Origin of the sequence: Streptomyces sp. NPDC002809 (assembly GCF_040295435.1) — a bacterium.
In the GTDB taxonomy this organism is placed as follows: domain Bacteria; phylum Actinomycetota; class Actinomycetes; order Streptomycetales; family Streptomycetaceae; genus Streptomyces.
This window is the reverse complement of sequence record NZ_JBEOVJ010000098.1, coordinates 1-22,514: the sequence shown is the minus strand read 5'-3', so window position 1 is coordinate 22,514 and position 22,514 is coordinate 1. Positions and strand designations below refer to the sequence as shown.

At 73.1% G+C, this 22,514-nt stretch carries 12 protein-coding genes; 4 read left to right on the top strand and 8 right to left on the bottom strand.

Features of this window, described 5'->3' with window-relative positions; translation table 11 throughout:
- Nucleotides 1-10: 10 nt before the first annotated feature.
- On the bottom strand, nucleotides 11-3,454 hold the full coding sequence (locus tag ABT025_RS34685) for an ATP-dependent helicase (protein WP_351002641.1): 3,444 nt from the start codon (nucleotides 3,452-3,454) through the stop codon (nucleotides 11-13).
- A 281-nt stretch (nucleotides 3,455-3,735) separates the two neighbouring features.
- Between ABT025_RS34685 and ABT025_RS34680 the strand changes: the two genes are divergently transcribed.
- Entirely contained in the window at nucleotides 3,736-4,674 is a 939-nt protein-coding gene (locus ABT025_RS34680) for an SAM-dependent methyltransferase (RefSeq protein ID WP_351002640.1), read from the top strand.
- 16 nt (nucleotides 4,675-4,690) lie between these two features.
- On the opposite strand, the gene ABT025_RS34675 is transcribed toward ABT025_RS34680, so the two are convergent.
- The gene (locus ABT025_RS34675; protein WP_351002639.1) at nucleotides 4,691-8,227 is read right to left on the bottom strand and encodes an ATP-dependent helicase; all 3,537 of its coding nucleotides are present in this window, start codon (nucleotides 8,225-8,227) and stop codon (nucleotides 4,691-4,693) included.
- 309 nt (nucleotides 8,228-8,536) lie between these two features.
- A complete protein-coding gene (locus ABT025_RS34670; RefSeq protein WP_351002638.1) occupies nucleotides 8,537-8,926 on the bottom strand; it encodes an MGMT family protein in 390 nt (129 codons plus the stop codon).
- A gap of 221 nt (nucleotides 8,927-9,147) precedes the next feature.
- Here ABT025_RS34670 and ABT025_RS34665 point away from each other — a divergent pair, with 221 nt between their 5' ends.
- The 3 genes from ABT025_RS34665 to ABT025_RS34655 all read left to right on the top strand — a co-directional run bounded on the left by ABT025_RS34665 (nucleotide 9,148) and on the right by ABT025_RS34655 (nucleotide 15,200).
- Nucleotides 9,148-11,877, top strand: a complete 2,730-nt coding sequence (locus tag ABT025_RS34665) for a lysylphosphatidylglycerol synthase transmembrane domain-containing protein (protein WP_351002637.1) — start codon at nucleotides 9,148-9,150, stop codon at nucleotides 11,875-11,877.
- 78 nt (nucleotides 11,878-11,955) lie between these two features.
- On the top strand, nucleotides 11,956-13,542 hold the full coding sequence (locus ABT025_RS34660; RefSeq protein ID WP_351002636.1) for an alpha/beta hydrolase: 1,587 nt from the start codon (nucleotides 11,956-11,958) through the stop codon (nucleotides 13,540-13,542).
- An 83-nt stretch (nucleotides 13,543-13,625) separates the two neighbouring features.
- Nucleotides 13,626-15,200, top strand: coding sequence for an alpha/beta hydrolase (locus tag ABT025_RS34655; RefSeq protein WP_351002635.1), 1,575 nt, complete (start codon nucleotides 13,626-13,628; stop codon nucleotides 15,198-15,200).
- A gap of 69 nt (nucleotides 15,201-15,269) precedes the next feature.
- Here the strand turns inward: ABT025_RS34655 and moeZ are convergent, their stop codons facing one another.
- From moeZ to ABT025_RS34630, 5 genes are all read right to left on the bottom strand, one after another.
- Entirely contained in the window at nucleotides 15,270-16,448 is a 1,179-nt protein-coding gene (moeZ, locus tag ABT025_RS34650; RefSeq protein ID WP_351002634.1) for an adenylyltransferase/sulfurtransferase MoeZ, read from the bottom strand.
- A gap of 85 nt (nucleotides 16,449-16,533) precedes the next feature.
- Nucleotides 16,534-17,376: a spherulation-specific family 4 protein gene (locus ABT025_RS34645; protein WP_351002633.1), complete on the bottom strand. Its 843-nt coding sequence runs from the start codon at nucleotides 17,374-17,376 to the stop codon at nucleotides 16,534-16,536.
- Nucleotides 17,364-18,329 carry an NAD-dependent epimerase/dehydratase family protein gene (locus tag ABT025_RS34640; RefSeq protein WP_351002632.1) on the bottom strand — a complete coding sequence of 322 codons (966 nt, stop codon included), beginning with the start codon at nucleotides 18,327-18,329 and terminating at the stop codon, nucleotides 17,364-17,366. The genes ABT025_RS34645 and ABT025_RS34640 overlap by 13 nt, the downstream gene beginning before the upstream one ends.
- A gap of 198 nt (nucleotides 18,330-18,527) precedes the next feature.
- Nucleotides 18,528-19,562 (bottom strand): hypothetical protein, encoded by a 1,035-nt coding sequence (locus ABT025_RS34635; protein WP_351002648.1) that lies wholly within the window; start codon nucleotides 19,560-19,562, stop codon nucleotides 18,528-18,530.
- 976 nt (nucleotides 19,563-20,538) lie between these two features.
- Complete coding sequence (locus ABT025_RS34630) at nucleotides 20,539-22,377, bottom strand: DUF3492 domain-containing protein (protein WP_351002647.1); 1,839 nt, start codon at nucleotides 22,375-22,377, stop codon at nucleotides 20,539-20,541.
- Nucleotides 22,378-22,514: the final 137 nt, after the last annotated feature.

The following is a 22,514-nucleotide window of genomic DNA, read 5'->3' as shown; positions in this document are numbered from 1 at the left end:
GACCTTCAGCTTATCCGCCCGTGGGAGGTGGCTCGTCCAGGAGGATGCGCTCCAGTTCCGGGCGGCCGGGAAGGCGGGCGGGACGGACGCTCTCGCCGCTTCGTACGAAGAGGAAGGTGGCCGTGACGTCGGTGAGCGGCAGCCCGTGCAGTTCGGCCCAGGCCAGCCGGTAGACGGCGAGCTGGAGGGGGTCGGCGGTGTTCGCGCGGCTGGTCTTCCAGTCGACGATCTCGTACGTGTTCCCCGTGCGGTACACCGCGTCGATGCGGCCGCGGATGACCCGGCCGGCCAGCGTGATCTGGAAGGGCGTCTCGACGCGGTACGGGGTCCGGCGGGCGTACGGGGTGCGCTCGAAGGCCTCCTTGAGCTCGGCGAGATCGCGCTCGTCGGCGATGTCCGTGTCGCTCTCGTCGCCGCCGGGCAGCTCGTCGGGGCCGAGCATGGGAAGTGGCAGCTCCTCGAAGCGGGACTCGACCCAGGCGTGGAAGCGGGTGCCGCGGCGGGCTGCGGGCTGCGGGGGGCGAGGCATGGGGCGGGCCAGTTCCTGGGCGAAGCCGTCGGGGTCGTCGGCGAGGCGCAGCAGCTGGGTGGCGGAGAGCGAGGCGGGTACGAGTACGTCGCGCACGGTGGCGCGGGCGCGGCGCAGCTCCCCGGCGAGGGCGTCGAGGTCGCGGTCCCAGGACGCGAGGGTGCGGGACTCCTCGAGGGTGAGGCGCGAGGGCGCCCGCTCGGGGGCGCGGGCGGCCGGGACGTGCGGGCCCCGGTGCGGACCGTCGTCGGGGACGGGGGCCCCGTCCAGGAACGGGTCGTCGTCCGGAAAGGGGTCGTCCTCCGGGAACAGCTCGTCGTCCGCCAACGGTTCGTCGCCGAAGAAGGCGTCGTCCGACGGGTCCGGGGGCTCCGTCGTGGCGTACACATCGGTCACCGGGCCCGCTGTGGCCAGCGCCTCCAGGTGGGCCATCACCGTGTCCGCGGCGGCCCGGCGGCGGGCCAGTGCGGTGTCGTCCAGCGGCAGCGGCCACGCGTGGTCGGCCGTGGCCTCACCCAGGGCCGGGTTCTCCTCGTCCTCGGCCGGCTCGTCCGCCCAGGCCTCGATCTCTCCGTGCCCGGCCGCGCAGTGCTCGTACAACGCGTCCAGGAAGGCGGACGGGCCGCGCGGCTTCTTCTGGCTCGGGCCCCACCAGTGGCCGGAGCCGAGCAGCAGGGTGCGGGGCCGGGTGAAGGCGACATAGCCGAGGCGGAGCTCCTCGGTGTGCTGGTGCTCCTTCATCTCCTCCTTGAAGCCCTTGAGGCCCTTGGCGTCGAAGGAGTGCACGACGGGCAGCGTGGCGGTGTCGCCGCGCAGGGCGTGCGGGAGGACCTGGGACTGGGAGGTCCAGGCGTCACGGGACTGGCCGCTGGGGAACTGGCCGGTGACCAGGCCGGGCACGGCGACGACGTCCCATTCGAGGCCCTTGGACTTGTGGGCGGTGAGGACCTTGACGGTGTTCTCCCCGCCGGGCAGCGCGTTGTCCAGGCCCTTCTCGTACTGGGCGGCGGTGCGCAGGAAGCCGAGGAAGGCGAGCAGCGTCGCCTCCCCGTCGACGGCGGCGAACCGGGCGGCGACGTCGAGGAAGTTGGCGAGGGTCTCGCGGCGGCGGGCGGCCAGGGCCTGCGGCGAGGCGGAGAGCTCGACCTCCAGGCCGGTGGCGGCGAGGACCCGGTGCAGTACGTCCATCAGGGGGTCGGCGAGCGAGCGGCGCAGGTCGCGCAGCTCGGTGGCGAGGCGGGCGAAGCGGATCCGGGCCTCGGCGGAGAAGGGCAGGCGGTCGTCCTGCTCGCCGCCGGAGTCGAGGAAGGTGTCCAGTGCGTCGGCCAGTGACGTCACCTCGGCCGGGTCGACGCCCTCGACGGCCTCGGCGAGCCGGCGGTCGGGGTCGAAGTCCTCGTCGTCGCCGTGCGAGGCGCGGTGGACGAGGAGGCGGGCACGGCGGCCGAGCAGGGCCAGGTCGCGGGGGCCGATCCGCCAGCGGGGGCCGGTGAGCAGCCGCACCAGGGAGGCGTTGGCCCCCGGGTCCTGGAGGACCTCGCAGACGGCGACGAGGTCGGCGACCTCGGGGAGGTGGAGCAGTCCGGAGAGGCCGACGACCTCGACCGGGATGTCCCGGGCGACGAGCGCCGCCTGGATCTCGGGGAAGTCGCCGGCGGTGCGGCACAGGACGGCGATCTCGCCCGGGGCCTTGCCGGTGCGCACGAGGTGGGCGATCGAGTCGGCGAGCCAGTCGATCTCCTCGGCGTGGGTGCGCAGCAGGGCGCAGCGGACGAGGCCGTCGCGCTCGGCGCCCGGTGCGGGGCGCAGGGCCTCGACGCCCTCGTGCATGGCGCGCAGGGGGGCGGCGAGTCCGTTGGCGAGGTGGAGGAGGCGGCCGCCGCTGCGGCGGTTCTCGCTGAGGGAGTAGCGGGCGGCCGGGGTGCCGTCGGCGTGCGGGAAGTGGCTCGGGAAGTCGTCGAGGTTGGCGACGGAGGCACCGCGCCAGCCGTAGATGGCCTGGCAGGGGTCTCCGACCGCGGTGACGGCGTGTCCGGACGCGGTGCCGTCGGGGCCGCTGCCGAAGAGGGCGGAGAGCAGGAGGCGCTGGGCGACGGAGGTGTCCTGGTACTCGTCGAGCAGGACGACCCGGTACTCCTCGCGCAGGATCGCTCCGACCTCGGGACGGGTGAGGGCGAGCTGGGCGGAGAGGGCGATCTGGTCACCGAAGTCGAGGAGGTCGCGGCTGCGCTTCGCCTCGCGGTAGCGCCGGGTCAGCGAGAGCAGCTCGCGACGGGCCTCGGCGGTCTCGGGGATCTTGCGCAGTTCCGCGTTGCTGAGTTTGGCGGTCTCCAGGGTGCGGAGCAGCTCGGTGTCGTACTCCGTGAGCTGTTCGGGACGTACGAGGTGTTCGGCGAGCTCGGCGTCGAGGGCGAGGAGATCGCTGACCAGGGTGGGGAACGACCTGGTCAGGGCCGGGTAGGGGCCGGGCGCCTCGCGCAGCACGCGGGCGGCGAGCTGGAAGCGGGTGGCGTCGGCGAGGAGACGGGTGGTGGGTTCGAGCCCTATCCGCAGCCCGTGCTCGGTGAGGAGCCGGCCGGCGAAGGCGTGGTACGTGGAGATGCCGGGTTCGCCCGGGGGGTTGTCCGGGTCGATGGCGTCCGGGTCGGTGACCCCGGCGGCGATCAGGGCCTTGCGGACGCGCTCGGCGAGCTCACCGGCCGCCTTGTTGGTGAAGGTGAGCCCGAGGACCTGCTCGGGGGCGACCTGACCGGTCCCGACCAGCCACACGACACGGGCCGCCATCACCGTGGTCTTCCCCGACCCGGCTCCGGCGACGATCACCTGTGGTGCGGGCGGCGCGATGATGCACGCCGTCTGCTCCGGGGTGAAGGGGATCCCGAGAAGCTCCTTGAGCTGCTCGGGATCGGTGATACGTGGGGACACTCCACAGAGGCTAACCGGAGGGACCGACAACCCACGAAGCCGTGAGGAGCGACCCGTCCCCGGCGCCCCGCACCGGTGATCGTCCCGCACGGCTGTCCGGTACGTGGCGGCGCGACGCGCGGGCTCGGTGCACTCCCGCGGTGTCCGGGAAGTGCCTCCCACGCCTCCGTGACCGGTCTAGGTTGAGGCTGACCACCGCCGATCACCGATGATCGACATCGAGCACCGCTGATCGCATCGAGCACCTATGAACGCTTCAACATCCTTATGAGGACGGTCACATGAGCGCCGACACACCCACACCTGAATCAGCCACCGCTGTCGCGGCCGCCCTGGATGCCACCGAAGAGCTCAGGAAGCGCATCGACACCACGAAGGCGCACCCGGCACGGGTCTACGACGTCTTCCTCGGCGGCAAGGACAACTACCCGGCCGACCGGGAGGCCGCGGCCATGGCCCTGGCCGCCAATCCGCGCGGGTACCTCACCGTGCGGCACAACCGGGACTTCATGCGGCGGGCGGTCACGCTCGCCGCGAAGGACGGCATCAGGCAGTTCCTGGATGTCGGGACCGGGCTGCCGACCCAGCAGAACGTGCACCAGATCGCCCAGACGTTCGCCCCCGACTCGCGCGTGGTGTACGTCGACAACGACCCGGTCGTCCTCGTGCACGCGCAGGCCCTGCTCACCAGTGGACCCGAAGGCCGCACCGACTACATCGAGGCGGACCTCCGCGACCCCGCCAAGATCCTCGAAGCCGCCCGCCGCACCCTCGACCTCGACCGCCCCGTCGCCCTCGTCCTCGCCGCCGTCCTCCACTTCATAGAGGACGACGAGGCCTACCCGATCGTCGAGCAGCTCCTCGGCGCACTGGCGCCCGGCAGTTACCTCGTCCTGAGCAACGTCAGTTCGGACCTCAACCCCGAGCAGGTCGGCCAGGTGACGAAGGCGTTCAAGGAGCGCGGTTTCGCCATGGTCCGGCGTTCCCGCGCGCAGGTGGAGCGTTTCGTCACGGACAACGGTCTGGAGATGCTGGACCCCGGAGTCGTCCCGGTGCACCGCTGGCGGCCCGAGCAGGTCGTCGATCTGCCCGAGGCCGCCAACCCGGATCAGGATTTCGTGGCGGGGCTGGACGAGCTGGACCGCACCCGTTACCAGGGGATCAACGACGTCACCGACGCGGACGTCAGTGTGTACGGAGTGATGGCCCGCAAGCCCTGACAGCCCCGGGGGCGGTTCACTCCAGGACCTGCCGCCCCTCCGGCTGAGCGCTGCACGAGGCCCTGAAGGTGCAGTGGGTGCAGTGCTGGCCGGTCGAGGGGGTGAACCGTTCGTCCAGGACCCGGCCGGCGGCGGTCGCCAGCAGATCGGACACCCACTCGGTGTCGGGCGGCTGCTGGACCTGCACCTTGGGGACGGCGTCGCCGCCCTCCTTCCTGGGCGCGGGCTGGCGCAGCTGTACGAGTTCGGCGCCACCGGACTCGGGGCGCGTGCCGTCGAAGACCTCGTCGACCGCCCCTTCCCGGACCGCCAGCTGGTACACGGCCAGCTGGGGGTGGCGGGCGACCTCGTCCTTCGTCGGCGACTGCTTGCCGGTCTTGAAGTCGACGACGTAGGCGCGGCCGTCGGCGTCGCGTTCGACGCGGTCCATGGAGCCCCGGATGCGCACCTGGTACTCCCCCGCCTCCAGCGTCACGTCGAAGTCGTGCTCGCTGGCGGCCGGGGTGCGGCCCGTGCGGTCCATGACGTGCCAGCGCAGGAAGCGCTCCAGAGCGATGCGGGCCTGCTGCTTCTCCTGCTGCGACTTCCAGGGCGCGTCGAAGACCAGCCCGTCCCAGACCGAGTCGAGCCGCTCCATGAGGACGGTCAGATCGGCGGGCGTCCGGCCTGAAGCCACCTCGTCGGCCAGTACGTGGACGACGTTGCCGAAGCCCTGGGCGGCTGTCGCCGGGGCGTCGGCCTTCACCTCGCGCCCGAGGAACCACTGGAGCGCGCACGTGTGGGCGAGCTGGTCGAGCGCGCTGCCGGAGAGGGCCACGGGCTGGTCCCGGTCGCGCAGCGGGACGGCCGAGCGGGTCGGTTCGTACAGGCCCCACCACCGGTAGGGATGGGCCGCGGGTACGAGCGGCTGTCCCTCGTCGTCACTGAGCGCCGCGAGCCGGGCGAGGCGGTGGGCGGCCTCCTCGCGCAGCGCGTCGGAGGCGTCGGGGTCGACGGTGGTGGCGCGCAGTTCGGCGACGAGCGCCGCGACGGCGAGGGGCCGGCGCGGCCTGCCGGTGACGTCGCGGGGTTCGACGCCGAGCTCGGTGAGGAAGCGGGACGGCTGGTCGCCGTCGTCGGCGGGGGCCTTGACCGCCGTGACGACGAGGCGTTCGCGGGCGCGGGTCGCCGCCACGTAGAAGAGCCGGCGCTCCTCGGCGAGGAGTGCGCCGGGCGTGAGGGGTTCGGCGAGACCGTCGCGGCCGATCCGGTCCGCTTCGAGCAGCGAGCCGCGGCGGCGCAGGTCGGGCCAGAGGCCCTCCTGCACTCCGGCGACGACGACCATGCGCCACTCCAGGCCCTTGGAGCGGTGCGCGGTCATCAGCCGTACGGCATCGGGCCGCACGGAACGCCGGGAGAGGGTGTCGGCGGCGATGTCCTGGGCGTCGACCTCCTCAAGGAAGTTGAGCGCACCACGGCCGCCGGTGCGCTCCTCCGCACGGGCCGCGGTGTCGAAGAGGGCGCAGACGGCGTCGAGGTCGCGGTCGGCGTTACGGCCGCCCGCGCCCCCGCGCAGCGCGGCTCGCTCCAGCCTGGCCGGCCATGGGGTGCCGGACCACAGTGCCCACAGCGCCTCCTCGGCGGTGCCGCCGCCTTCGAGGAGTTCCCGCGCCGTGCGCAGCAGCGCGCCGAGGCGCTGGGCGCCGCGGGCGTACGACGGATCGTGTGCCACGAGCCGCTCCGGCTCGGCGAGCGCGCGGGCGAGCAGTTCGCCGGAGGGTGCGGGCACCCGGTTGCCGGCGGCGCGCTCCTCGTCGCGCAGGGCCCGGCCGAGCCGGCGCAGGTCGGCGGCGTCCATGGACCCCAGGGGGGAGGCGAGGAGGGTGAGCGCCGTCTCGGTGTCGAGCCAGGACACGGGGGCGGGGGCGGGGGCGGGGGCCCGGACGTGGGGGGTCTCGGACTCCGGCTCGGCCCCGGACTCCGGCTCGGCCCCGGACTCCGGCTCGGCCCCAGGCTCCGCGGCGGCCCCGGACTCCATCTCGGCCCCGGCCGTTTCCGTCTCCGGGCCCGCGTCCGCCTCGGACGACTCCGCCCCGGACGACTCCACCCCGGCCTCGGACGCCGAACCCGCGTCCGCGTCCGCGTGCCGCCGGAGCGCCGCCAGGGCCACGGTGCGCAGGGCGGTCAGCAGCGGGGCCACCGCCGGTTCGTGGCGCAGGGGCAGGTCGTCGCCGTCGACCTCCAGTGGCACGCCCGCCGAGGTCAGGGCCCGGCGCACCGCGGGAATGGTGCGGCCGCCGGCTCTGACCAGGACCGCCATCTCGTGCCACGGCACCCCGTCCTCCAGATGCGCCCGGCGCAGCAGGTCGGCGATGTTGTCGAGCTCGGTGGACGCGGTCGGGTAGGTGTACGTCTCGACGCTGCCGCCCTCGCGGACAGCGCCGAGCTCCCGGTGGGCGCGCACCTTCGCCGACGGCAGCCGGGTGAGCGGCATCCGGCGGGTGAGGAGCCGGGTCGCGGCAAGCAGCCGGTCGCCGGACCGGCGCGAGGTGGTGAGGACGCCGACCGGGGCCGGGGCGCCGTCCGCGCGCCGGAACACGTCCGGGAAGTCGAGGATGCCGTTCACATCGGCGCCGCGGAAGGCGTAGATCGACTGGTCCGGGTCACCGAACGCGATCAGGTTCCGGCCGCCGCCACCGCCCGGGGCGCTCCCCCGGTTCCCGGCCAGCGCGTGCAGCAGCCGCACCTGCGCCGGGTCGGTGTCCTGGTACTCGTCGACGAACACGGTGTCGTACTGACCGGCCAGCAGCGCCGATACCTCAGGCCGCTCCGCGAGCAGGACGGCGCGGTGGACCAGTTCCGCGTAGTCCAGCACGCCCTGGGCGTCCAGCACGTCCAGGTACTCGGCGAGGAACGCGGCGGCCGCGCCCCAGTCGGGGCGACCGGTGCGCCGGGCGAAGTCGGCGAGGGCGTCCGGGCCGAGGCCCAGCTCACGGCTGCGGGCGAGCACCGCGCGTACCTCGTCGGCGAAGCCGCGCGTGGTCAGGCAGGCCCGCAGTTCGTCGGGCCATCGGATGTGGGCGTGCCCCTGCTTCTCCAGGTCGAGCTGGCCGGCCAGCAGATCGCGGACGGTGACGTCCTGTTCCGGCCCGGAGAGCAGCCGCAACGGGTCCGCGAAGAGGTCGGCGTCCTGGTGAGCACGCACCAGGGCGTAACAGAAGGAGTGGAAGGTGGTGGCCTGCGGTCCGCGGACGGCCCCGAGCCGGGCGGCCATCCGGTCACGCAGCTCCACGGCGGCCTTGCGGCTGAAGGTGAGGATCAGCATGCGGGCCGGGTCGCCGCCCCGGGCGACACGGGCGGCGACCGCTTCGACGAGCGTGGTGGTCTTGCCGGTCCCGGGTCCCGCGAGGACCAGCAGCGGGCCGCCTGCGTGGTCAACCACCGACCGTTGCGCCGCGTCCAGGAGAGGGGGATCAACGGAGCCCGGCAGGGTTCGCACCAGCCTGTACGCGCCCGTGGTCCGACGCCGTGCCTGACGGTGCGGACTGTTCCGGGTGGTGGAGGAGGAGCTCACGTGGCGATCGCCGGTCCTGGTGGGTGTGCTGGGGGTGAGGGCGCGACGCGTGCCGCGAACTGACGACGCTACTCCGGCGAGGCCGCCGATTGGGGCGGGACGGATGCGTGGATCGTCACGTTCCTCCGGGGTGGGCGGTGCCGCGTGGGTGAAGAGCGTGGCACGCCCGGCGGGTCGGACCGCGAAGCGGGGCTGCGCCGGGCCGGACGGCCCCACCGGCGGGGAGGGCCCGAGCCGTACCCGCTTCACGCTTCCTCTACGTCGTACGGGCCCGGCTCCGCCCGATGTGCCGCCGGATGGCCGAAGCTGTCAGGTGTGAGCTCCCCCGCCGTCGTCGCCCTCCGCACCCGGCCCGTCCGGTGCGCCGTCCCACCGTGCACGCCGCATGTCGAGGCGCGGAACGTGACCGTCCGCGGAGCGCGAGGCCTCGCGCAGCGGGGTGTTCTCCTCGCGGTAGTGACCGAGCGCCCGCAGCTCGTGGCCGGGCAGCAGCGCGCCGTCGGAACGCACCACACGCCACCACGGCACCGCCGCCCCGTACAGCGCCATGACCCGGCCGACCTGGCGCGGGCCGCCGTCCCCCAGCCACTCCGCGATGTCGCCGTACGTCATGACGCGGCCGGGCGGGATCAGCTCGGCCACGTCGAGCACGCGCTCCGCGTACTCCGGCAACGCGTCGCTCGTCGGTTGTTCGCTCATCCGGCCCATCCTGCCGTACGCCACCGACAGTCCGGCCACTTCCGTGTCCGTCCGGACACGGAGTGTGCGCAGGGGCGGAATGGAGCGTATCTTGCGCATCGCGCGCCCCCGCATCGCACCCTGATGCCCCCCTCCGCCCGCCGGGCGTGCCACCATCATGCGGGCGGTGACCGGTGATACGAGAACACGAAGACCAATCAGAGGCGACGAAGGAGCAGGGCGTGCAGCCACCGAAGGCGGCCGACGCCTCTGATGCCGAGCCGCACCCCCAGGAGAGCGGGCAGGAGCCCGGCACCGGCCCGCAGACCCCCTCGGATCACCTGGAGGGCTCGACGCTCTCGACCTCCGACGCGGCGCCGGCCGACCGTGTCTCGGGGGACGAACCCCTGCTCCCCGCCCGGGTGCACCGCCCCTCCGATCTGCTGCGGCTCCTCATCGGGGTCCTCGCGGTGGTCGTGCTGTTCGCCGTCGCCGCCTTCGCCCACGGCACGACGGCCGGCCTCGAACAGGACATCAACAAGGGCACCGGACAGGCGCCCGACCTGCTCATCAAGATCGCCGGTCTCGTCTCCAGCATCGCCGTGCTGCTCGTCCCGGTGGCTTTCGCCATCGAGCGGCTGATCAAACGCGACGGGCTGCGGATCGCGGACGGTGTCCTGGCCGCCGTGCTGGCGCACGGAGTGACGCTCGCCACGGATCTGTGGGTGTCCAATTCCGCGTCCGGCACCATCCAGGACGCCCTGACCCAGCCGCAGCCCGGTGCCGCGCTCACCGACCCCGTACACGGCTATCTCGCCCCGGTGATCGCCTATATGACGGCGGTCGGCATGGCGAGACGGCCGCGGTGGCGGGTCGTGCTGTGGGTGGTGCTGCTGCTCGACGCCTTCACCATGCTGGTGGGCGGGTACACGACCCCGCTCTCGATCATCCTCACGGTGCTGATCGGCTGGACGGTCGCCTACGGCACCCTGTACGCGGTCGGCTCGCCGAACGTCCGGCCGACCGGTCAGCACCTGATGGCCGGCCTGCGCCACGTCGGCTTCCGGCCCGTCACCGCGATGCGGGCAGACGACGCGCCCGACTCCGGTGACCAGAGCGACCGCGGGCGCCGCTACGTGGTCTCCCTGGAGGACGGACCACCGCTCGACGTGACGGTCGTGGACCGCGAACAACAGGCGCAGGGGTTCTTCTACCGTGTGTGGCGCAGGCTCACCCTGCGCGGCATCACCCAGCGGCGTTCCATCCAGTCGCTGCGCCAGGCACTGGAGCAGGAGGCGCTGCTCGCGTACGCGGCGATCGCCGCCGGCGCCAACGCCCCCAAGCTGATCGCCACCTCCGAGCTCGGTCCGGACGCCGTGATGCTGGTGTACGAGCACATCGGCGGACGCTCACTGGACGCGCTGGAGGACGCCGAGATCACCGACGACGTGGTGCGCGGCGCCTGGCGTCAGGTGAAGGCGCTCCAGTCGCGCCGGATCGCGCACCGCAGGCTCACCGGTGACGCCATCCTGGTGGACCGTTCCGGCAAGGTGTTCGTCACGGATCTGCGGGGCGGTGAGATCGCCGCCGGTGACCTGGTCCTGCGGATGGACGTCGCCCAGCTGCTCACCACCACCGGCCTGCGGGTGGGCGCCGAGCGAGCCGTCGCGTCGGCGCTGGCGGTGCTCGGCCCGGACGCCGTCGCGGACTCCCTGCCGCTGCTCCAGCCGATCGCGCTCAGCCGCTCCACCCGCGCCCACCTGCGCAGGCTCGCCCGGGAGCGGTCGCAGCGCGAGCGCGAGGCCGTACTGGACGCGTCGGACGCGGCCAAGCGGGCCCGGGCCCAGGACGCGGAGCCGTCCGACGACGCCGGCCGCAAGACCGCCCGCAAGTCGCTGCGCACCGAGAAGCAGGCCGAGAAGCGGGCCATGGACGATGCGCTGGACGGGGCCCGCGAGGAGGATCTGCTCTCCCAGATCCGCCAGGAGGTACTGCTGATCCGGCCGCAGGCCCCGGTCGAGCCGGTCCGCCTGGAGCGCATCAAGCCCCGCACGCTGTTCAGCTTCATCGCCGGTGCCATCGCCGCGTACTTCCTGATCTCGCAGGTCACCGAGGCAGACTTCGGCGCGGTCGTCGAGCAGGCGGAGTGGGGCTGGGTGGCGGCCGCCCTCGGATTCTCGGCGCTCAGCTACATCGCGGCAGCGATGAGCCTGCTGGGCTTCGTACCCGAGCGGGTGCCGTTCGGCAAGACGGTGCTGGCCCAGATCGCCGGGTCGTTCGTGAAGATCGTGGCCCCGGCGGCGGTGGGCGGTGTCGCCCTCAACACGCGGTTCCTGCAGCGCTCCGGCGTGCGCCCCGGGCTCGCGGTCGCGAGTGTCGGTGCCTCGCAGCTGTTCGGCCTCGGGTGCCACATCCTGCTGCTCGCCGCGTTCGGGTATCTGACCGGTACGGAGAAGACCCCGTCCTCGCTCACCCCGTCCAGGACCGTGATCGCGGGGCTGCTCACGGTCGCCGTGCTGGTGCTGGTGGTGACTGCGATCCCGTTCCTGCGGAAGTTCGTGGCAACCCGCGTGCGGTCGCTGTTCGCCGGGGTCGTGCCGCGCATGCTCGATGTCGTGCAGCGGCCCCAGAAGCTGCTCACGGGCATCGGCGGGATGCTGCTGCTGACCGGCCTGTTCGTGATGTGTCTGGACGCGTCGGTCCGGGCGTTCAGCGGTCCGGACACGCCGCACCTCAGCTACGCGAGCATCGCGGTGGTCTTCCTCGCCGGCAACGCGCTGGGCTCGGCGGCGCCGACGCCGGGCGGTATGGGCGCGGTCGAGGGTGCGCTGACGCTCGGTCTGATCGCGGTCGGTCTGCCCAAGGAGGTCGCGGCACCCGCGGTGCTGCTGTACCGGCTGCTCACGCTGTGGCTGCCGGTGCTCCCCGGCTGGCTCTGCTTCAACCATCTGACCCGCAAGGGCGAGCTCTAGAGGCTGGGGCCCGCAGGCGTCCACCCGCTTGGACCGGCGCCCCGTGCACCCCCCGGGGTGCCGCCGCACGATGGAGCGATGAGGACCTCCCCTGCCCTGCGCACCGCGGCCCTCGCCGCCACCGTGACCGTGCTGCTCCCCCTCGCCGGCTGTTCGGACGGGGGTGGCAAGGAGAGCCCACCCAGCTCCGCCGAGGCCGCCGCGACCACCACTCCCGCCGGTCTCGCCTCCCAGCAGCTGAAGTGGACGCCGTGCCCGGCCCCCTCCCAGGCACAGGGCGGCGGGACCTCGCCCTCCCCACTGCCCGGCGGGGCCGTCTGGGAGTGCTCGTTCATGAATGTCCCGCTCGACTACGCGGAGCCGGACGGCGGGACCATCGAGCTGGCGCTCATCCGCGCGAAGGCGATGAACGCGAAGAAGCGGATCGGCTCGCTCATCTTCAACTTCGGCGGCCCCGGCGCTTCCGGTGTCGCCACCCTGCCCGCCTTCGGCACGGAGTACGACAAGCTCCGCACACGGTACGACCTCGTGAGCTTCGACCCGCGCGGCGTCGGCCGCAGCGCGGGCGTGGAGTGCGAGGACGACGCGCAGCTCGACGCGCGGTACGAGGGCGACGGCACGCCCGACGATGCGGCGGAGGAGAAGGAGTTCATCAAGTCCACGAAGGCGTACGCGGCGGCCTGCGAGAAGAACTCGGGCAAGGAGCTCCCCTTCGTGGGGACGACGAACGCGGCCCGCGACATGGACCTGATGCGCCAGGCCCTCGGCGACGACAAGCTGTACTACTTCGGCATCTCGTACGGAACCGAACTGGGCGGCGTCTACGCGCACTTGTTCCCCGAGCACGTCGGCAGGTCGGTCCTGGACGCGGTGGTCGACCCGACCGAGGACGCGGAACAGTCCTCCCTCGGCCAGGCCAAGGGCTTCCAGCTCGCGCTGGACAACTTCGCCGAGGACTGCGTGGCCCGGGGCGACGCCTGCACGCTGCCCGGTTCCACCGCCGAGGAGGTCGAGCAGGGGGTGTCCGGCCTCCTCGACCGGCTGGAGGCGAAGCCCGTACCGGGCATCGGTTCCCGGAAACTGACACAGACGCAGGCCACCACCGGCATCGCGGCCGCGCTCTACTCCAAGGAGACCTGGCCCCTGCTGGAACAGGGCGTGGACGAGGCCGACGGTGGCAACGGCGCACTCCTCCTCGCCCTCGCGGACTCCCTCAACGGGCGCTCCGAGGACGGCCGCTACGACAATTCCGCCGCGGCCAACACCGCCATCAACTGCGCCGATTCCAAAGAACGGTTCACCCTCGACCGGACCAAGGAGAAGCTCCCCGCGTTCCACGAGGCCTCACCGGTGTTCGGCGACTACCTCGGCTGGGGCCTGATGGCCTGCACCGGTTGGCCGGTGGCGGGCGCCTGGGACACCCCGGACGTCAGTGCCGAGGGCGCGGCCCCCGTCCTGGTCATCGGCAACACCGGCGACCCGGCGACTCCTTACGCGGGCGCGAAGGCGATGGCCGAGGAGCTGGGCGAGGGCGTCGGCGTGGAGATGACGTACAAGGGCGAGGGCCATGGCGCGTACAACAGCGGCAGCGCCTGTGTGCAGGAGGCGGTGGGCGGCTACCTCCTGGACGGTAAGGTGCCGGCCGCCGGGACGGTCTGCGGATAGGTGTGCGACAGGTGTGCCGGTCCGCGCGCCTACCATGGGCGCGAACTGCCGGACGGGCAGGCACAACGGGGAGGGATGTACACGTGGTCGCATACGTACGGGCCGGGGCGCTGGCCGCCGCCGCACTGCTGCTGACGGGAGCGCTCGCGGGCTGCGAGGACGGCACGGACGACAAGCCGGGCAAGCAGGCGGACGGCGCCACGGCTTCGGCCGCCTCACCGTCCGCCGCCCCGTCGGCCGAGGTGAGCGACAAGCCCCTGCCCTCCTCCCTCACCTCGCAGCGCCTGGACTGGAACTCGTGCGAGGCGCCCGAGGGCGGCAGCGCCCCGGGCTCGGCCTGGCGGTGCACGACGGTCAAGGTCCCGCTGGACTACACGAAGCCGGACGGCGACACGATCGGAATCGCGCTGATCCGCAAGGAGGCCCGGAACAAGGGCCGGCGACTCGGCTCGATGCTGTTCAACTTCGGCGGACCGGGCGGCTCGGGCGTCTCCATACTGCCGCGCGCCGCCGGCTCGTACGGGACGCTCAACACCCGCTACGACCTGGTGGGTTTCGATCCACGCGGGGTGGCACAGAGCGCCGGGGTGCGGTGTCGCACGGACCGGGAGCAGGACAGCGCCAACCGGAACGTCGACATGACGCCGGACACGGCGGCGGAGGAGGCGGCGTTCATGGAGGACGGCGCCGGGTTCGGCGCGGGCTGCGAGCGCCGCTCGGGCAAGGTCCTGCCGTTCGTCGGCACCACGAACGCCGCCCGCGACATGGACCTGATCCGCGAGGTCCTCGGCGACAAGAAGCTGACGTACTTCGGCATGTCGTACGGCACCGAGCTGGGCGGTACCTACGCGCACCTCTTCCCCGAGAAGGTCGGCCGCGCCGTCTTCGACGCCGTCGTCGACCCGACCGCGGACACCACCGGTCACGCCCGCAACCAGACCACCGGCTTCCAGCGGGCGCTGGAGAACTACCTCAAGGACCGCGGCCAGGACCCCGAGAAGGGGACGCAGCGCATCGCCGCACTGCTGAAGCGGATCGACGCGAAGCCGCTGCCGACCGGCACGAGCCGTGAGCTCAACGAGTCGCTGGCGATCACCGGCATCGTGCTGCCGCTCTACTCCAAGGACAACTGGCCGATGCTCACGCAGGCGCTGGACGAGGCGGAGGGCGGCACCGGCTCCATGCTGCTGCAGCTCGCCGACTCGTACAACGGCCGCGACGAGAAGGGCCATTACGACACCCAGAACCACTCGCAGCGCGCCATCTCCTGCGCGGACTCCACGGCCCGGCCGACGGCGGCCCAGGCGAAGGCGCTGCTGCCCGAGTTCAAGAAGCTGTCCCCGGTCTTCGGCCCGTTCCTGGCCTGGGACACCGCGGGCTGGTGCTCCGACTGGCCGGTGGCGGGCGAGCACGACACCCCGGAGGCGAGCGCTCCGGGCGCCGGTCCGATCCTGGTCGTGGGCACGACGGGCGACCCGGCGACACCGTACGAGGGTGCGCGGAAGATGGCGGACGAGCTGGGCAAGGGCGTCGGCATCCTGCTCACCAACAAGGGTGAGGGGCACGGCGCGTACGGCGGGAACAGCTGTGTGACGTCGACCGTGGACACGTACTTCCTGGACGGGAAGGTGCCGAAGGACGGCAAGACCTGTTCGTAGCGCAACCGTGTGCATGCCGAAGGGGCCGGCCCGCGTGATGCGGACCGGCCCCTTCGAAGCGTTCAGCCTCTAGTACACCGGCTTCTCGGGCTCGATCTGGTTGACCCAGCCGATCACGCCGCCGCCGACGTGCACCGCGTCGGCGAAGCCCGCCGACTTGAGGACCGCGAGGACCTCGGCGCTGCGGACACCGGTCTTGCAGTTCAGGACGATGCGCCTGTCCTGCGGGAGGTCCTGGAGGGCGTTGCCCATCAGGAACTCGTTCTTCGGGATCAGCTTGGCGCCGGGGATCGCGACGATCTCGAACTCGTTCGGCTCGCGGACGTCGATGAGCTCGATCTTCTCGTCGGCGTCGATCCACTCCTTGAGCTGCTTGGGAGTGATCGTGGAGCCGAGCGCCGCCTCCTGGGCCTCCTCGGACACGACGCCGCAGAAGGCCTCGTAGTCGATGAGCTCGGTGACGGTCGGGTTCTCGCCGCAGACCGCGCAGTCGGGGTCCTTGCGGACCTTGACCTGGCGGTACTGCATCTCCAGCGCGTCATAGATCATCAGCCGGCCGACAAGCGGGTCGCCGATGCCGGCGAGCAGCTTGATGGCCTCGTTGACCTGGATGGAGCCGATGGACGCGCAGAGCACGCCCAGGACACCGCCCTCGGCGCAGGACGGAACCATGCCGGGGGGCGGCGGCTCCGGGTAGAGGCAGCGGTAGCAGGGACCGTGCTCGGACCAGAAGACGGACGCCTGGCCGTCGAAACGGTAGATCGAACCCCAGACGTACGGCTTGTTCAGAAGCACCGCGGCGTCGTTGACGAGATAGCGGGTGGCGAAGTTGTCCGTGCCGTCCACGATCAGGTCGTACTGGGCGAAGATCTCCATCACGTTCTCGGCTTCGAGCCGTTCCTCGTGGAGGATCACGTTCACCAGCGGGTTGATGCCCAGCACCGAGTCCTTGGCCGACTGGGCCTTGGACCGGCCGATATCGGCCTGGCTGTGGATGATCTGGCGCTGCAGGTTCGACTCGTCGACCTCGTCGAACTCCACGATGCCGAGCGTTCCGACACCGGCGGCGGCCAGGTACATCAGAGCCGGCGAGCCGAGACCGCCGGCGCCCACACAGAGCACCTTCGCGTTCTTCAGCCGCTTCTGCCCGTCCATCCCGACATCCGGGATGATCAGGTGGCGGGAGTACCTGCGGACCTCGTCGACGGTGAGCTCAGCAGCTGGCTCGACCAGGGGTGGCAGCGACACAGGAACCTCAACAATGCAGGTGGTCGGTTTCTACGTACTTCGGCTACGTACGGTTGTTCTTGCCGTAACACTGCCACGCCCCCTCTCATTCCGAGATACCAGGTCCGATCCGCGAGACAATTTCGTCCCAGTACCTGGGCAGAGTCGCAAATGGATCGCTTTGTCCGCGCCCGTTTCCGGGGTCAGCCCCTCCGGTCCGGTCCGTGAAGAAGATCGTCCCGGCACCCTGCCAGCGGGCGATGCGCATCGCCTCGTCCAGATGGGTGCGCGGGACACCGTGGACGAAGTGGGCGAAACGGCCGGGCGGGTAGGCGGCGGTCCACTCCGCCACCTGCGACCAGCGGTAGTCGGTCCACGCGCCGCGGAAGGTGACGAGCTGGTCGGCGGCCTCCGCGTAGCCCGGATACGGATGGGTGTCGTGCCCGAGCACCAGATGCCCGCCGTGCCGCGCGCTGTCGCTGTCCGCCAGGAAGGCCGAGAGGGTGCTCGTGAGACGGCGTACGGCCGGGAGGCCGGCGCGCTCCGTCGGGCAGCGGTCGACGTAGAAGCCGTCGACGCGGTACCAGTCCAGGTAGGACCGCGCGTCGGCGACCAGCTCGCCGAAGGGCCGGTAGCCGTCGGCCAGGTCGAGCCGGCCGAGCAGCCGTCCGGCCGAGGCGCGCACCGCGTCGAGCGGCTCCTCGCCGTGTACGGCCCGTTCGCGGGCGTTGCGGAGCCGGCCCGCGGCTTCCAGGCAGTGCGGGTCGGGGCGGGCGCCGGGGCCGTTGTCGATGTCGAGAACAGCCCAGTGCAGCGGGGTGCCGGGGCGGGCGAGTTCGGCCCATTCCGCCGGTGCGAGCAGCGGGTGCGCGTACCCCGGGACGCCGAAGCCGAGCTGTTCGGCGCCGCTGGTGCGGCGGGCGGTGCCGGTACTGGTCAGATACGGCACGCCGCCTCCATCCAGATGTCGGCGAGGGACTCCTCCAGATTGATCCGGGGCCGCCAGCCGAGCCGGTCCCTGGCCGTGCGCACATCGGCCTGCTGCCAGGCACCGCAGCCGTCCGGATAGGGGGACGGGGTGACCGCGAGGTGCTCCATGACCGATTCGGCCGAGGTCCGCGGTGCACCGATGGGCAGGCGGGCGGGGGGCGTGTCCAGCTCGTGGAGTGCGCCCGCGTATCCGGCGACCTTGGCGAGGACGGCCGCGGCGTCGCGCAGGCGCACGGCGCGGCCGGTGCCGATGTTGACGACGCCCTGCGCGGCGGAGAGCGAGGCCGCGTGCACGGCGCGTGCGACGTCCCGGACGTCGACGAAGTCGCGCTGCACACCGAGGCCGCTGAGCTTCAGCTCGCCGTCGCCCGACTGCATGGCGCGGCGCATCGCCTCGGCGAGCCGGCCGAGCGGCGAACCGGCCGGGGTCCCGGGGCCGACCGGCGAGAAGACCCTGAGCACGACCGCGTCGAGGCCCGAGCCGAGGACGAGTTCGGTGGCGGCGAGCTTGCTGACACCGTACGGGCCGCCGGGGCGCGGAATGGCGTCCTCGGCCGTGGACGAGCCGGGCTGCGAGGGTCCGTACTCCGAGGAGCAGCCGACCTGGACGAGCCGGGCGGTGCAGCCGCTGCGCCGCATCGCCTCGCAGACCGTGGCGACGGCGACGGTGTTGTGGCGGGTCAGGTCGCGGGCCCCGCCCCGGGTGGCGCCTGCGCAGTTGACGACGACTCCGGGGTGGACGGCGTCCAGGAAGCGGGTGAGCGCCCCCGGGCTGCCGCCTGCGAGGTCGAACCGTACGTCGGCGTCGTCGCCGCGGCCGAGCGCCGTGAGGTGGACGGCGGGGTCGGCGAGCAGCCGGTCGGCCACGAACCGGCCGAGGAATCCGTTGGCTCCGAGCAGCAGCACCCTCATCGCGCGCCCCCTCGGTGCCGACGGCGGGCTGCCGGTGCGAGGTATTGGGGGGTCATGTCCGGTGTCTCCTTGAGCAGTTGTGTGCGTTCGGGAAGGGGCCCGCGGCGTCGGCTCCGCAGGGTTCTGGTGTGCGGGGTCACTCGTGTGCGGAGGTGTTCTCGTGCGGAGGTGTTCTCGTGCGGGGGGGTCTGGCGGGGGTCAGGCGGCGGTGTGGGCGGACGCCCGGGAGAGCGCCACGGTGGCGGTGGTCAGCAGGCCGAGCGCGGCCGCGCCGCAGGCGACGGCGGGTACGGCCCCGGCGCCCGCTGCCGCGACGAGCACGTCGACGGGGCGGGCCAGGGCATCGAGGCCGGGCAGCCGGCCGGCCAGGACGAGGGCGGGGGCGGCGGCCTCGACGGCGCAGGCCGCGGCCAGGCCAGTGGCTGCCGGTTCGGGGAAGCCGTGGACGGTGAGGAGGCGGGCCAGCAGAAGCAGCACGCCGAGCGCCGCGGCACCGACCGGGGCGCCGCCCGTGCCGATCCCGAGCCGCGCCACGTACAGCAGCCCGCCGAGGACGCAGAGGAAGAAGGCGACGGCGGCGAACAACAGGGGGCGCACACCCGCGGCGAACTCCTCCAGCGCACGGCTGCCGTTGAGCTTGCGGTGCGCGTGCACGGAGAAGAGGTGGGCGCACCAGGCTGCGGGAGCGACCGCCACGGCGAGGCCGAGGAGCGGTGCCGGGTTGATGTCCCAGGGGCCTTCGGGGCCGCCGCTGAGGACCTGGTGGAGCAGCGCGTCGCCGTACAGGACGTAGCCGAGCAGCCAGCAGCCGAACAGGCTCGCGGCGCCCGACGAGCGGCCGTCGGCGGAGAGGGGGCCGGTACGCAGGGCGAGCACGAGCCCGAGGAACGCGAGGAGACCGCCGCCGATGCCGATGGCGAGCCGCGCCCCGCTGTCGAGCACCCCCTCGGTGAGCCGCAGCGCGACGAAGGTCGCAAGGCAGGCGGCGCCCGGCAGCAAGGCCCGGATCGACCACGCGGCGCGCGTCTCGATGTCGCGCGCCGGGGCGAACGCCGCACCCACGGGCTCTCCCGCAACAGCCGGAACCCGCGCGAACAACTCCTCGGCGAGCGAGAACACATCGCGGTGCCGGTAGCGGGCTGCGGTGCGGTCGGTGACTCCGTGGGCCTCCAGTCCGGCGGCGATCTCCAGGGGGTCGACGGCCCGCTCACAGAGCTCGCGGTGGCGGTGCATCAAGGTCTTCACCGGATCGGCGGGCCCGCGCCGCCCGGTGGCGAGTTTGCGCGCCGGGGCGGCGTGGGCGACCTCGGGGGCCCGGGAGGCCGGGTGCTGTGCGGGATCGCCGGCGGGCGTCGGGGCTTCGGCGGGCGTCGGGGTCTCGGCGGGCGTCGGGCCGCCGGCGGGCGTCGGGGTCTCGGCGGGCGTCGGGCCGCCGGCGGGCGTCGGGGTCTCGGCGGGCGTCAGGGTCTCAGCGGGCGCCTGGCCCTTGGCAGGCGTCGGGTCGCCGGCAGGCGTCGGGGTCTCGGCGGGCGTCGGTCCCTTGGCGGACGCCTGACGCTCGGCAGGCGCCAGGGTCTCGGCGGGCGCCGGGCCCTCAGCAGGCGTCGAGTCGCCGGCAGGCGCAGGGCCCTCGGCAGGTGCCGGGTCCTCAGCGGGTGCCACATCAGGCGACGGGTCCCCGAGGGTGGAGGGCGCTTCGCCAACCACGCCGGAGGGCGCGGGGGTTGAGGTCGGCGCGGGCCCGGTAGGTGCGGGGGCGTGCGCGGGCGCAGCCGCAGCCGCCGCAGCCGCCGCAGGCGCAGCGTCGGTCTCCGGGAGCGGACCGCTCCCCGAGGCGCCCTCCCGCGCCAGGCGCACACTCCCCCGCCCGTCCACCGGCACACCGGCCGAACCGTCCACCGGCGTACCCGCCGCCCCGTCCACCGACGCACCCGCCACCTCATCCACCGGCACTCCCGCCGGCCCGTCCGGTGACGCGGCGGGCAGGCCCCACGCCGGTTCGGAGCGGTCCGCGAGCAGGGTGCCGGAGGCCGGCGCCCACGAGTGATGGCCCCCGTTGCTGCTGTTCGTCGGCGTGCCGAGCGCCTCGGGCACTTCGGTCGGGCGGGCCATCGTCGTTCCTCCGTGCTCGTCACCCGGGGCAGCGACCGCCCCGGGCGCACCGGTCGGACCCGGTCGGTTCGTGCGGCCCCCTGCGGCCGCTCCCTGGTCACGCATCGCCGTCCCCCATGCCGTGCGCTCCCGCGCCGGCTCCCTGCACGGCCCAGCTGGGCGTCCGCCCGGCCGGTCCCGGGCCGCGGTCGTCTCCCGGCTCCGCCCACAGACCGAGGACATGGGCCTCCGGCGGGGTGGCGAAGGGGCGCGGGCCGCCGTCGGCGGGCACCGGCTCCCTGCGCACCGGCGCCTGCGCGATCAGCTCCAGGTAAATGCCGCGAAATGCCGCGAGGTTCTGTTCGACGGTGAAGAGTTCGAGTGCCCGGGCGCGCGCCGCGGCTCCCAGGCGTGCACGGCGCTCCGGGTCGCGCAGCAGCGCCAGGCAGGCGTCCGCGAGCGCCCGTGGATTGCGCGGCGGCACCACGATTCCCGTACCGCCGATGACCTCGACGACCGCGCCGACGTCCGTGGACACCGTCGCCCGGCCGCAGAACATCGCCTCGACCAGACTGATCGGGAAGCCCTCGACCACGCTGGAGAGCACCACGACCCCGCCCGCCGCGTACGCCTGGACGAGATCGGGGACCTCGGCCCCACCGATGTCCTCGAAGGAGACCGGGCTGTCCCCGACGGCATGTGCGTCCACGGCCTCGTCGGGGAACAACTGCGCGGCGAGCGCCCGGCAGTGGGCAAGATAAGCGGCGCCCTCCGGCCCCTGGGCCGCCGCACCGATGATGCGTAACCGGGCATCGGGCTCGGCCCTGCGCACCTCGGCGAACGCGTGCAGCAGGGCGATCAGGTCCTTGGCCGGCTCGATCCGGCCCACCCAGACCAGCGTGTCCGGGCCACCGTCGTCCTCGCTCTCACCGAGCCCCGCGAAGCGGCCGGACTCCATGCCGGGGTAGACCGTGCGCACCTTGGCGGGTTCGGCGCCGCAGCGCTCCTGCCAGCGGCGGGCGTGGGTGTTGCCCGGAGTGATGAGCGCGGCCTGCCGGTACACCTCGGCGGCGAGCCGCCCGTGGAAGTTCGCGAGCAGCGCGCGTACCGGCGCACTCACCGGCGTACCGCTGCCCGTGAGGTAGTGCGCGCGAAGCTGCACGGCGTGCTCGGTGACGAGCAGCGGCACCCCGAAGAAACGCTTGGCCAGCAGTCCCGGCAGCGCGGCGGCACCGCCGGACGCGGCATGGCAGAGGTCGACGGCGCCGAGGCTCTCCTCGTCGTACCAGTCGAGGGAGAGCGGGCGCAGCACCCGGTCGAGCTCCCGGACGAAGGCGAGGAGATCGGGGACGGTGGCGGACTGGACGGTGCGTCCGGTGCCATGGGCACGGCAGGCGGCCTCGAGGATGCGCACCGCGGTCTCGGAGCGGAGGGCGGCGGGAAGCCCGCCGTGCTCGCAGGCCAGTTCGGCGAGCCCGTAAAGGCCTTCCGTGAACTGCGCGTCCGCGACCGCGTCCGCGGCCCGCGGGTCGTCCGGCCGGGCGTCCGTACGGTCGGCACCGGCGTTCGCGCCCTCGTCCCCTTCGCTCCGCTCGCCGCCCGTCGCACCCGTCACGCACACCGAGGCCGCGAGCGCCGTGAAGTGGGTGACGAAGCGGCGCCGTTCGCGCCGCCCGTACGCCCGTGCGCCCCCGCCGGTCAGCAGCCGCGAGAGCAGCCCTCTGGGGGCGTGGAGCCCGAGGGTGTCCTCGTCCGCGGTCCACAGGGGTGCCGTCCGCACCCGGCTGACCTGGGCCGGGAGCTGGACCCAGCCCTGTGCCTCCTGTTCGGCGCTGCGGCTGAGCGCGAAGAGATCGAACTCGTGCTGCGCGAGCCCGCGCACCAGACGGTCGCACCAGAGTCTGGACTCACCGGACGCATACGGGTAGCCACCTTCGGTGAGCAGTCCGATCCGCACGAGCACACCCCCGATCTCCCTTGTGAGCGGCCGCCGTTGAATCGGCGACTCGCAGCGGGACGACCGTAAGCGGATACGCCGGTGGTGCGTGATGAACGCCACGTGCAACGCCCGCTCGCTGATGCACTTCCTCGGGC

Coding starts and splice junctions, on each gene's coding strand:
- ABT025_RS34680 (WP_351002640.1), top strand. CDS start 3,736: ATGAGCGCCGACACACCCACACCTGAATCAGCCACCGCTGTCGCGGCC.
- ABT025_RS34670 (WP_351002638.1), bottom strand. CDS start 8,926: ATGAGCGAACAACCGACGAGCGACGCGTTGCCGGAGTACGCGGAGCGC.
- ABT025_RS34660 (WP_351002636.1), top strand. CDS start 11,956: ATGAGGACCTCCCCTGCCCTGCGCACCGCGGCCCTCGCCGCCACCGTG.
- ABT025_RS34640 (WP_351002632.1), bottom strand. CDS start 18,329: ATGAGGGTGCTGCTGCTCGGAGCCAACGGATTCCTCGGCCGGTTCGTG.
- ABT025_RS34635 (WP_351002648.1), bottom strand. CDS start 19,562: ATGCACCGCCACCGCGAGCTCTGTGAGCGGGCCGTCGACCCCCTGGAG.